Here is a 12251-nt window from a genome sequence, read left to right as displayed (position 1 = left end):
GTTGCGTCTCTTTCTGTTTCTACTTCTTAGAAAAAGGTTAGTTTATGCGAAATACCGACGGGATCGGTTTTTGTCTTTTTGCAGGAACTTGTGATCGAAGCTATACTTGCCAGGGCCGATAAACAGCAACGAAAGGAATAGAAAAGCCGCTTCTAAGGCATGAGAGTACCCCCCGAAACCATCGCCTCCAAGCACGTGCTTGACAGTTGCCACGGCCATTGTAATAAGGAGCAGGAATACAGCGGGACGGAACAGCATGCCCATGATCAGCAATGCACCGCCCACTACCTCGGCAAAAGCTGCCATAAAACCCCAGAATACCGGCGCTACGCCAATGCTGAATAGCTCCATCGTTTGCCCGATCGCCTCCCAGCGCTCCGGGCCACCGTTCAGTTTCGGCCATCCATGAAGTATAAACATGACGCCAATACTCACCCGGAGGACTAGCAACCCAAAGTTTTTTGATTTGTAACTGGAGCGAAGTATACCCATAAGGGCAAGTATAGGAATTTTACTTTAACATAGCAACAGGCTAATATATTAAGATTTTACGAACCAACACGTTGGCCGGGACAGTGGAGGCGTTTAAAATAGGAAGCTGATCTGTCGGCAAGCTGCTATGGTCTAACATAAAACTCATACCAGCCGCTGGGGCAAGGGCAACTAAGTTCCCCTCTTCAAAGGTAACAGTGCGAATGGAGTAGGCTTTCTGCAGCTCGCCATACTTTGAGCCAACTCCTACACCTTTGCCTGTTCTGAAATCAGGGCTGAGCACGCTGATGCGCCAGACACGACATTCCTGCTGCTCACACTGCTGCTCTACCAGGATTCCCTTGGGCTTATCCTTGGGGTGCAAGACATAGGCCGTGCTTTGCATACCCTCCAACCGCAAGGTCGTGTCTTTTATGGCGAAGCCGTCGGGTACATGTTGCCGTACCTGCTCTATCGGCATGCCGATTTTTATGTTGCCTACGTGCTGTTTCCCTACGACAAACAGTGCAGGGGCAGGGGTGGCTTCTGAGTCATCTGCAGTGTCTGCAAGTATAAAGTCTTCTGAGGTGTCTTCGGGTGCATCCTCCTGTTTATCGTTTTGGGAGAGACAGGCCGCCATACCCGCCCCCAACAATACTGCGTAAATTATATTTCTCAACATGTAATTTTCATCGTCTAGGTTATTAAATATTAATAAACCTTGATGCGCTGCGGCAGGTTGTAGTATATTAGCAGCAGATACAAATTAGTTCTTTTTGTTAAACACCAACTTTAAATAATTAAAATGGCTAAACCATTAATATTAGTTTCTAACGACGACGGCATTACAGCCCCGGGCATCCGTACGCTGGTGCGTGTGGCCATGAAGATAGGGGAGGTAGTGGTAGTGGCGCCGGATTCGCCGCAGTCGGGTATGGGGCACGCCATCACCATCGGAAACACGCTTCGTTTAGATAAATCCATTGCGTTCGAGGATCTGGGCATAGAGGCTTACGAGTGCTCCGGCACGCCAGCCGACTGCGTAAAACTGGCCAAGCACCACGTGCTGCGCGACCGTCAGCCCGACCTGGTGGTGAGCGGCATTAACCACGGCTCCAACTCCAGCATCAGCGTGCTTTACTCCGGCACCATGTCTGCGGCCATCGAGGCGGCCATCGAGGGCTTGCCGGCCATCGGGTTCTCGCTTTGCGATTACGGCCACGGCGCAGATTTCTCGCATGTGGAGGAGTATGTGGAGAAGATCATCCGTGAGGCGATTGCCAAGGGGATCCCGGATAACACGACCCTGAACGTGAATATCCCGAAGAAGAGTGAGGAGCCGATAAAGGGCATTAAAATCTGCCGCCAGGCCCGCGCCAAGTGGCAAGAGGAGTTTGACGAGCGCCTGGACCCGCACAACCGCAAGTATTACTGGATGACGGGAAGCTTCGTGAATTTCGACAAAGGCGAGGACACCGATGAGTGGGCCCTGGTGAACAACTACATCTCCATCGTGCCGTGCCAGTTCGACATGACCGCTCACCATACCATTAGCATGATCAACGAGGAATGGGATTTCTAGACTACGCTTAAACCAACGTATAAATGCCCTGCTAAACTCAATCAGCAGGGCATTTATACGTTATACTTTGTGCGGGGAGGTATTAGAAGTATACCGGCATGGTATAGGTTACCTTCACTTTCTCTCCGTCTTTAACCGCAGGCAGCCAATTGCCTTCCGTTAGCCTGGCCAGTCGCAACGCTTCTTTATCCAGTACAGGCTCCACACTACTTTCTATTTGATAGTCGCTCAGGGATCCATCTTCATGAATGACAAACGAAACCACAACGGTGCCATGCTTGGTACCTTTGCGTGGGTATTTGGCGTTCTTTTTCATGAATGCCTTGAATGCAGCAGCACCTCCTTTGTACTCCGGCATGGTTTCAGGGCCGCTGTCTTTCAGGTCAGATTTGCCAAACTTAACGGGCAGGGTAAACCGAACCGCTACAGGTTCTCCCTTCTGTACGCCCGACGTCCATTTGCCGCTCATGGCATTTACAGCATTTACGCAGGCAGCATCCAGCGCCGGGTCCAAGCTTTTTACCACGTGCACACTATCCACAGAGCCATCTTTATCCACGATAAAACTTAGGACAACCATGCCCTCTGGCTGTGTGTTGGAGTAGGTTACCTGGGAGCCGATGAACTGCATCATGGCACCCATGCCGCCCTCAAAAACCGGCATTTGCTCTACGTAAGTATAAATTGGCTCGTCCGTGTCTTGTTTTTGGGCGAGGGCAGGGGCTGTGATCAGGGTAGCCGCAAAAAGCAGCGCGGCAGGAAAGAGTTTGTTGTTCATATCAACTATCTGGGTTCAAAGTATAAAAATAGCATATAGTTGATATTTATGATAATTATTTGCTGTGCTTTGTCACAATCACATCGGCGGATTGTGCAGGTTCTAGGCAATGTGCTTCACCAAGGCTCCTTTACTTTTATCGCTTATGATCCCTGTTTAAAGCAGATACCATTTTGTTTCCTACCTCTTTACCGTTTGCGTCAAAAAGAATAAGGTAAAAGTCTTTTGGAGGCAGCTTCAAGGTAGCCCTTTCATTAGGTTTCAAATAAATTGCATGAACAGGCGTTTTGTCTTTGTAATCATATTCATGCGCCAACTCTTCAGCTAAGAAGAAGGTAAGCTGCACCGGAAACGAGTATTTGTTTTTATAAGTGAAGTTAGCCTCTTGCTCATCTGTCAACGAATGTGACATATTATCTAGCAGGTGATAGTCTACGGCAAGAAGCCGGTTTTTGAAGTGTCGCCCCTCTACCATAGCTATTTCTTCTTTAAAGAACTTTCTGTACTTGTTTAAATGGGTTTGGCTTATGGTTAAGGGATCGATACCATATTCCTCATGAAGTATAGCACCCAACCACATCTTACCCTTTTCAGTTGGCTGTTCCAATATATGGTCTATTCCGCCTAATAGTAGAACTTTAGCATTTTTATCACGTCCTATCGTCTTATTATAGAGATTCTGGGCTTGTCCAAGTTCTCGATCCATTGAGCCGTCGCTTTCATAAGCTACAAATTCGAAGCCTAAGGTTTTGGCATACCTCAATAGGTTAGCAAAATGCTGCTCTCTTGTGTAGAAACCAGTTTCAAGAGTCGGAAATCCTCCCTCTTTGTTCAAAAGACTGTCCTGTTCTTTGCCTAAAGCCTCGAGAGCCAGATACTTGTAGCCAATTTCTCTTAGTGCGGGTAATAAGCTGTAGACAAATTGTCGGTGCTGTGGCATAAAGTGATTCTCATTGACCATTACTAAATTGGTCAATTTTGCTTTTGTCGTGATTTCTTCATAAACCTTAGGTGCAGGTATCAGGTTCTGTTGGATAATCTGGCTTATTGAGTCCTGAATACTTTTTGGAGTAAATCTGTTCATTAATTTATCATACTCGTAATGATTCTCTAAGAAAGAGGCATAGGTAAGCTGCATTTGCAGTTTTACCCACTCCTCACTTTCATCATAGGCGGGATACTTTTTTATTTCTTCATATGCTTCGATGAACCTGTTTGAACCACGGTACTTTGAAACGATATCTATAACAGTAGAAATATCCTTGCGATAACTTGGACCGATCTGAATACTGTAAAATATAGTATTTATGTCTGCCTTGAAAGCTACAGTATCCTGATCCAAGCTCTTAGCTATTAGACTGACCGTATGATTATTTAGTATGGTATCTAAAATGATGGTATTCTCTTGGATGCCTATTTTTGGAACAGCTGGATCATCTAAAATTAAGAAATACTCATAAAATGGATCTAAGTTAGTTTTTCCAAAAAGCAACACATTGCTATAAGTGCTTTTTCTTTTCCGAATGATTTTAGAAAGAGCTTTCCTTTCTGTAATGTAGGTGATGTCTCCGGGTGAATTCAAATACAGTTGAAGAGAATCATTGATGATGTGCGTATTATAGTTCTTTACGAATCTGTTAGCGGCGAAGTCTCTGTGAACCCGCTGAGTACAGGACAAAAAAACATGACTACAATAATAACATATCTACTCTTAAGCATGCCTTTTTAGCTTTTAATGTGGCCTTAATTATAGGAGTAATTTTACCCTTATGATAAATTATTACTTACCTGTGCCTTGTCACAATCACATCAGCAGGCTTTGCGGCGCTGGCAGTTGCTACTTGCTTCCTATCTTTTTGAACGAAGCGGATGTTCAGGTTTCGGAGGGTGGTAACGGGTGTGCCATCCACTTTACCTGCTATCCAGTTCTCCCTGGTTAGGTCGAGCACGCGGAAAATCTCATCTGTTATACTTTTGTCTTCGCTGGCAGCCATGGGCGCAAGCATTCTGCCGGTTTCGTCTATCACCAGCTTTACCATTACATCGCCTTCAAAGTCTGTGTTGGTCGGGTAGCGCAGGTTTTTGGCAATATGCTTCTCCAGCGGCCCATTCTTCAGTTGTGGCTTTACCTCCACCTCCTCATACGTATAGGCACTCTTGTGCTGCTCCGCCTTCTGCTTTGCCGGCGAGATATGCGAAGAGCCATCGTTTTCTATCTCAGAACCCATAAACTGCACGGGCAGGTACATTTCAGCGGCTACCGGTGTGCCGTTTTTGGTAGCGGGTTGCCATTGGCCGGAGGTTACTTTCACGGCTTCGGCGGCAGCTTCAGCCAGCTTGGCAAGTATGGTTTTGTTCTGCAGGTTAAACGTAGAGGCATCCATGTAATCAAGCTTGGCATCCGGGCCAACGGTTTTCTTTAGTTTGGTGTTTGCCAGTTGTATGTTCGATACACTGCCATCTTTCTCCACCGTGAATTTCACCACCACCCGGGCGTCCAGGTTTTCCTTTTTAGCTTCCTGCGGCATTTTCAGCTTCTGGTTGATGGAGCGCATCAGGGCTTCCTGCCCGCCTTTAAACTGCGGCTGCTGGTCTGGTGTGGCGGTACCTTTCTGCTCTTCCTTTATGGCGAAGCGAATGGGCAAGGTATACTTTACGGCTACAACCTTCCCGCCTTGCTTGCCGGGCACCCACTTGTTATCCGTCAGTTTTACAACACGGGTGGCTTCGGCATCGGTGCTGGTGCTGAGTGGTTTTACCACCTGCACATCACTTACGGATCCGTTGGCATCTATCACAAAGCTCAGTACCACCAGGCCCTGTACACCGGCTTTCACGGCATCCTCAGGGTAGTGGATGTTGGTTCCCAGGAACTTCATCAGTTCGTTCTCGCCTCCTTTAAAGGTTGGCATCTGCTCTACTACAGTATAAGGCTTTTCGGCTTTCTGGGCATGTGCAGAAGGTGCAGCGGCGAGTAGAGCCATACTTAACAGTGCTGCGGTAGTGAGTTGTTTGAATGTGTTTTTCATGGTTTGTGTATGTTTTAAGGTTTGAGAAAAGGCAATAGTTATCCTGCCCCAGCCCGAACAGGCTGAAAAAAGGTAAAGAGTAAGGATGGGGTATGGTTTATTTCATGGCGAAGCGCACTGGCAAGGTATAGCGTACCGGAACAGGCTTGCCGTTCTGTGTACCCGGGCTCCACTTGCCGTCCATCATTTCAACGACACGCATGGCTTCAGCATCTATACTTGGCTCCACGCCTTTTAGCACCTGAATCTCATGCAGCGAGCCATCATCTTCCACCACAAAGCTCAGCACTACCAGCCCCTCGGTACCGGCCTGCTGCGCCTGTTTCGGGTAGCGAACGTTTTTGCCCAGGAACTTCATCAGCTCCGTTTCGCCGCCCTCGAAAGTGGGCATTTGCTCCACAAAAGTATAAGGCTTTTCTTTGGTGGAGGAGGGCGACTCTAAAGCAGGCACCAGGGCCTCGGTTGGGGATGGTGCCTGAGTGGTAGTGGTGATGCTTTGTTTCTCTGCCGTAACCTGTTGGCGTGCAAGTATAAAAGCCAGACCAGCCAGAAGCGGGAGCGTGAGCAGCGGACGCAGCCAGCCGGGTTTCTGGCCTTGCCGTTGCAGCATGTGCAGGCGCTTGAGCACCTGTGGTTTGGTGAAGTGGCTGCCTACCGGCAAGCCCATACTTAGCAGCGCCTCTCTTGAGAGCAGCGAAGTATACTTCTGGGTTTGGTGCTCCTTTACCACAGCGGCATCGGCCTGGTACTCGTGCACATCGCGCAGCTCCTCTTTTATTAACCAAATGGCCGGGTGAAACCAAAGTATGGCCGAGAGTATTTCATAGAACAGCACATCCCAGGTATGGCCAAGCTCCACATGCGCCAACTCATGGGCCAGTACCTGTTCCTGCTCCTGCCGGTTTAGCTGCTCCTGCTGCCTGCTCAGGAAAATGCTGTTGCCAAAGGCAAAGGCGGGGTAGTGGCTCTGGAGCTGAAAAACCTCCGCGGGCACTTCGACCAGCACAGGGGTAGATGCAGCTTTTAACTGCCGAATCTGCCAGAGCTGCCGCCCCAACTTTGTTAGGATCAGTACCAGGCCTGTAAAGTATAAAATGGTAAGTATGGTGCTCAGGGAGGAGGCTGCGCCTGTTGCCGCCGCGGCCTCAGGCCGGTAGGCGGTTACGACTACCTCGCTAAGCTGCACTGCCTGCAGTGTCTGGCTTACCAATGTGTCCGGGGCAAGTATGGCTGGCCAGCTAAGCAGCGGGAGGAACAGTGCCACCAGCGGGGCAGCCAGGAGGTAAGCCCGGTTAAAGGCAAAGTTGTTCTGGCGGCGCAGCAGCGCGTAGTAGAACAGATACAGCACCAACAGCCCGATGCCGGCCTTGATGGCGTAGTTAAGAAGCTCTTCCATTGTTATTCTCGTCTTGATCCAGGTCTTGTTTTACATGCTTCATCAGCTCGTCCAGCTCCTTTACATCCAGGTTATTGTCCTTGGCAAAGAAGGAGACAAGCCGCTCGAAAGATCCCCCGAAGTAGCCACTCATAAAGTTCTTCAGGAAGAAGCTTTTATACTTGTTCTGGTCTACCAGCGGGTAGTACTGGTGCGACTTGCCAAAGGCCTCGTGCCCCACAAAACCCTTTGTCTCCAGTATACGCACGATGGTGGACACGGTATTATAGGCAGGTTTCGGCTCCGGCAGCTCCTCCAGGATGTCGCGCACAAAGGCCCGGTCCAGCTTCCAGAGCACCTGCATAATTTCTTCCTCGGCTTTGGTCAGTTCTTTCATATAAGTATAAGTAGCTGTAGTTCTGTAGTAAATATATAACTATATACTTAGTTTACAAACTAAAAGTTTAGTTTTAATGCAAGCTTTATAAAAAAAGCGGCCCTTGCATGTGCAGGGGCCGCTTTAGGTTTATACTTAGGAACAACTTAGTATGATGGGTTTTGGGTAATGTTTGGATTAACGTCGATCTCACGCTGTGGAATTGGCAGCACCAGCTTTGGTGCATTGTAAGCCAGGTTACCCACCGAGTTTCGCAAACGTTTTACATCATACAGGGCCAGTCCCTCAAAAGCCAGTTCTCTTCTTCTCTCCTGAAGTATATCCTCCAGCGTAACAAGCGCCAGCGGAGCAAGGTTTGCCCTTGTTCTAACGGTGTTGATATCTTCCAGAGCCTGCTCCAGGTCACCATTTCTGAAAGCGGCTTCTGCTCTGATCAGGTACATCTCAGCTACACGGATTACAGCTATGTTTGTGAAAGGATCAAGGTATTTGCCATTTCTCAGCACACCGTTATCATCTACATAGAATACATCCAGGCGTTCATCACCTTCAGCATACAGGTTGTCAACATAGTTAGGCGAGAGGTCAACATCACCACGGCCTACACCATTAAAGTCGGCATAGAAAGTAGCCAGGCCATCGTTAGACGAACCGGCATTGCTTTGCTGATTTTGCTGAATGGCAAATACATACTCAGAAATGTTGGCAGCATTATTAAATGCTTCCGTATAGTTTTGCGTAAGGGAGTATTTTCCAGACTCAATTACGCGATCCGCTTCTGCGCCGGCCATATCGAAGGCTTCATCAGCATTGTTAGAGGCATCAGCCTGCTGGAGGTATACACGTGCCAGGAAGGCGCTTGCCACATAGGTGTTGGCTCTTGTACCATTAGACTCCGGAAGCAATGTTTTTGCTCTTGTCAGGTCATCCAGCAATTGTGCATACACATCCGCTACGGAAGCTCTGCTAACATTGTCTGCATCAGAAATAGCCTGAGTTGGCTCAAGTATCAGCGGAACACCTGGGTTAGATGCTTGATTGCCGGCAGACCAAGGCAGGCCGTAGAGCTGAATCAGCTCAAAGTAAACGATGCCTCTGATGAAGAGCGCCTCACCCAGTACCCTGTCTCTTGTAGTTTCATCCTCAAACACATCTACACTGGCAATTACGTTGTTGGCAATGTTGATGGTCTCGTAAGCCCTTATCCAGGTCCTGGTTGCCTCTGAGTTGTCTGCCACAGTGGTTTTGCCGAAAAGCTGGCGATAACCTAGGAATGTACCTGACCACTGCAGCTCCGCTCCGGATGCAGCTAATAGCTCACTTACCAGGTTAAGGTTTGTGCCATACAGTTGGCCGCCCTGTAGCCTCTCATAGGCACCGATCAGGGCTGTCTGCACTCCCTCCGGCGTAGAAAGAGCTACGTCAGAACCGATGGACTGCTGCGGATCAATGTCGAGTTTATTATCGCAGGAGGAAACCAGCGCAAGCACGCTCAGTGCCGTAAAACCCAATCCTTTGCTTAATATATTTTTCAGTTTCATACTCTAATTTGTCTTAGTTGTAATCTGTTTAGAATCCGAAGTTTACACCTACTGCAAGCGTTTTAGCCTGTGGAGCTGTATAGAAGTCCGTACCGGCTCCTATGTTAGATCGCTGAGCATTTGGGCCTGTGCCCTGTGTGTTAACTTCCGGGTCCCAACCTGGGTAGTCTGTAATAGTGAAGAAATTCTGAGCTGTTAAGTATACACGCACGCTGGACATGTGTGCCTTTCCGGCAATATCCTTCGGTAAAGTATAACCCAGGGTCAGGTTCTTGCCGCGCAGGTAAGAACCATCATAGATCCAGCGGGAGGATGTAGCTGTACCGTTGCCATCCAGGAAGCGGGCTTCAGGCACATCTGTGATGTCGCCTGGCTGCTGCCATCTGTCCAGCTGGTCGCTTGTCTGGTTGTCCAGGTAATCCATGTTGGCTGACTGGAAACGGCCCGCATTATTGTATATTTCGTTGCCGGATACAAACTGTAGCAGCACGCTCAGGTCGAAACCTTTGAACGAGAAGTTGTTCAGTAAACCACCCTGAAAGTCAGGGTTCGGGTCACCTACCACCTGCTCTTCAGCAGCGCCATAGTCAGTTGTGGTTTCATCGCTCTCAGCGTTCAGGTAGTAAAGGGCATCCCCGGTCTGTGGGTCTACGCCTGCATACTTCTTCGTGAAGAACACACCAATAGGCTGCCCTTCCACAGCGCGGTTAATAGCACCCGCTCTGATTACCTGGCCCTGTAGGTCGGTAATCTCATTTCTGTTTCTGGCATAGTTCAGTGTGGTAGACCAGCTGAAATCTCCCGTCAGGTTCTGTGTGGTAAGGCTAACTTCCCAACCTTTGTTCTCCAGCTTACCCACGTTTTTGGTAATGCTTGTAAAACCGGTTGTAGATGGTACCTGTACGTTCAGCAGCAGGTCTTCAGTGTTCTTCTGGTAGTAATCAACAGTACCGGAAATGCGGTCGTTAAACAAGCCAAAGCTTACACCAGCGTCAAACTGCTTTGTAGTTTCCCACTGCAGGTCAGGGTTCTCAACAGAAATTGGAATGATACCTGAAGTACCGGCATAAGAGATGCCGCTATAAAGGCCTCTTGAGTCGAAGTTTCCAATCTCCTGGTTACCGGTAATACCGTAGCTGGTCTTCAGCTTCAGGAAGCTCAGGAAGTCAACTCCTTGCATAAAGGCCTCATCTGACACGATCCAGCCTAAGCCAATTGCCGGGAACACACCATACTTGTTGTCAGCACCGAAGCGGGATGAACCGTCCACACGGGCGCTAAGCGAGAACAGATATCTGTCGTACAACTTATAGTTAGCTCTTGCAAAGTATGAAAGCAGTGAGTTTGCCGTACCTGATGAAGAACCAGAGGTAATATCAGAGGCACTGGCAAGCTTCTTGAAGTCGTCGTTCGGGAAGCCCTGACCGGATACGTACGTAGCGTTTGTATTAGAACGCTGGTAACTCATACCCACAGTTCCGTCCAATGAATGGATATCACCGAACTCGGTGTTGTAGTTGAAGAAGTTGTTGGTAGTATAGTTTACTACGTTTACATTTCTCATCTCTCCAAGACCACCAACCGGCTCACCACCTTGTGTCTGTCGGCCTTGGTAAGATTCTTCTTCCTGGTTTAACAGGTCGAGGCCGAACTCACTTCTGAATGTCAGTTTTGGCGTGATGTTGAGGGCACCGTATACTTTGCTGATGTTTCGGTATACTCTGGCGTCATCAAACGCGTCTCTTGCCTCTATCAGACCGTTGTAGTAGATGGTGTTAGGGTTCAATTCTCCTGTTTCCGGATCCAGTATTGGCTGGATTGGAGCCAGGGCAACGATCTGAAGCGGAGTTGCGAAGGCATTGTCGTTAGCAACACGGTTATTCTCAGATCTTGCAAGGCTGAAGTTAGCACCAACCGTAATCTTGTCAGAAGCTTTGTGGTCCAGGTTGATACGGCCGCTAATACGCTCAAACGCGTTACCGATCAGTATCCCTTCCTGGTCGTTGTATGAGCCACCTACATAAAAAGTAGTTTTCTCATTACCGCCGCTGGCAGACACATTCACTTCCTGGTAAGAGCCGTTACGGAACACCTCATCCTGCCAGTTAGAGTTTACAGGGTTTCTCCACTCCGGTATGAAGTAGTCCATGGCGTCGTCCACATCAGCAAAAAAACCTAGGTCATTAATGTAGAAATCAATGGTAGAGGAACGCTCAAAAGACTCTCTAAGCAGCTCGCTGTATTCCGGGCCGTTCAGGAAGTCAACTTTGTTGGTGGCCTTGCTCACACCTGCAGAGTAACCCACGTTAAAGTTTGTCTTGCCTGCTCTACCTTTTTTAGTAGTAATGATCACAACACCGTTGGAAGCTCTTGAACCGTAAATTGAGGCAGAAGAGGCGTCCTTCAGAATGTCGATAGACTCGATGTCGTTCGGGTCAAGGTCAGCAAGCGGGTTGGTAGGCTCGTTGTTGGCGATACCTTGGTTATCAGAGGTGATCGGAATACCATCCACCACGTAAAGTGGCTGATTGCTGGCCGTAACTGAAGCCGAACCACGGATACGCACTTTTATCCCCTGCCCAACTTTACCGCTACCAGACTCAATCTGTACACCGGCAGCTCTGCCTTGTAAGGCAGACTCAAGGCTAGGGGTAGGTACGTTTTCCAGATCCTCACCAGACACACTGGCTACTGAACCAGTTACGTCACGCTTTTCCTGCGTACCGTAACCCACTACAACTACCTCCTGCAGTTGCTTCTCGTCAGCGCGAAGCTGCACGTCAACAGTAGCGCGGCCGTTTACAGGTACCTCCTGAGTGGTCATGCCTATAAAACGAAATACCAGCGTAGCATTTGGCTGCACGTTCAGGCGGTACTCTCCGTTAGCATCGGTAGTAATGCCATTGGTAGTACCTTTCTCCAGAACAGTAACCCCCGGCAGTATAGAGCCATCAGAGGCTGCCGTAACCCTTCCTGATACAGTTTGAGCCTGAGCCCACGCACTTGTCATAAGTGCGAAGATCATCAGAAAACTCAGTAGTAATTCTTTCTTCATAATTTGTACGTTAGGTTTAAATA

General features: G+C 48.6%; 10 protein-coding genes and 1 pseudogene. 1 reads left to right on the top strand and 10 read right to left on the bottom strand.

Annotated features, from left to right (window positions below; translation table 11 throughout):
- Positions 1-26 precede the first annotated feature (26 nt).
- The 3 genes and pseudogenes from OO017_RS19995 to OO017_RS08110 form a co-directional block, all read right to left on the bottom strand.
- A complete protein-coding gene (locus OO017_RS19995) occupies positions 27-104 on the bottom strand; it encodes a hypothetical protein (RefSeq protein WP_369426423.1) in 78 nt (25 codons plus the stop codon).
- A gap of 109 nt (positions 105-213) precedes the next feature.
- A pseudogene (locus tag OO017_RS19990) lies at positions 214-492 on the bottom strand (DoxX family protein); the annotation flags it as partial.
- Between the two features lie 40 nt (positions 493-532).
- Positions 533-1153: a mechanosensitive ion channel protein MscS gene (locus tag OO017_RS08110; RefSeq protein ID WP_266051970.1), complete on the bottom strand. Its 621-nt coding sequence runs from the start codon at positions 1151-1153 to the stop codon at positions 533-535.
- A gap of 123 nt (positions 1154-1276) precedes the next feature.
- Between OO017_RS08110 and surE the strand changes: the two genes are divergently transcribed.
- Positions 1277-2053, top strand: a complete 777-nt coding sequence (gene surE / locus OO017_RS08105; protein ID WP_266051969.1) for a 5'/3'-nucleotidase SurE — start codon at positions 1277-1279, stop codon at positions 2051-2053.
- An 82-nt stretch (positions 2054-2135) separates the two neighbouring features.
- On the opposite strand, the gene OO017_RS08100 is transcribed toward surE, so the two are convergent.
- The 7 genes from OO017_RS08100 to OO017_RS08070 all read right to left on the bottom strand — a co-directional run bounded on the left by OO017_RS08100 (position 2136) and on the right by OO017_RS08070 (position 12228).
- The gene (locus OO017_RS08100) at positions 2136-2831 is read right to left on the bottom strand and encodes an energy transducer TonB (protein WP_266051968.1); all 696 of its coding nucleotides are present in this window, start codon (positions 2829-2831) and stop codon (positions 2136-2138) included.
- Between the two features lie 136 nt (positions 2832-2967).
- Complete coding sequence (locus tag OO017_RS08095; protein ID WP_266051967.1) at positions 2968-4413, bottom strand: hypothetical protein; 1446 nt, start codon at positions 4411-4413, stop codon at positions 2968-2970.
- A gap of 202 nt (positions 4414-4615) precedes the next feature.
- Positions 4616-5860 carry a TonB family protein gene (locus OO017_RS08090; RefSeq protein WP_266051966.1) on the bottom strand — a complete coding sequence of 415 codons (1245 nt, stop codon included), beginning with the start codon at positions 5858-5860 and terminating at the stop codon, positions 4616-4618.
- A 97-nt stretch (positions 5861-5957) separates the two neighbouring features.
- Complete coding sequence (locus OO017_RS08085; protein ID WP_266051965.1) at positions 5958-7256, bottom strand: M56 family metallopeptidase; 1299 nt, start codon at positions 7254-7256, stop codon at positions 5958-5960.
- Positions 7240-7632 (bottom strand): BlaI/MecI/CopY family transcriptional regulator, encoded by a 393-nt coding sequence (locus OO017_RS08080; RefSeq protein ID WP_266051964.1) that lies wholly within the window; start codon positions 7630-7632, stop codon positions 7240-7242. The genes OO017_RS08085 and OO017_RS08080 overlap by 17 nt, the downstream gene beginning before the upstream one ends.
- Positions 7633-7778: 146 nt before the next feature.
- Positions 7779-9173, bottom strand: coding sequence for a RagB/SusD family nutrient uptake outer membrane protein (locus OO017_RS08075; protein WP_266051963.1), 1395 nt, complete (start codon positions 9171-9173; stop codon positions 7779-7781).
- 28 nt (positions 9174-9201) lie between these two features.
- A complete protein-coding gene (locus OO017_RS08070) occupies positions 9202-12228 on the bottom strand; it encodes a SusC/RagA family TonB-linked outer membrane protein (protein WP_266051962.1) in 3027 nt (1008 codons plus the stop codon).
- Positions 12229-12251 lie beyond the last annotated feature (23 nt).

This window comes from Pontibacter anaerobius (assembly GCF_026241195.1).
Classification (GTDB): domain Bacteria; phylum Bacteroidota; class Bacteroidia; order Cytophagales; family Hymenobacteraceae; genus Pontibacter; species Pontibacter anaerobius.
This window is presented reverse-complemented; position numbering and strand designations above follow the sequence as displayed.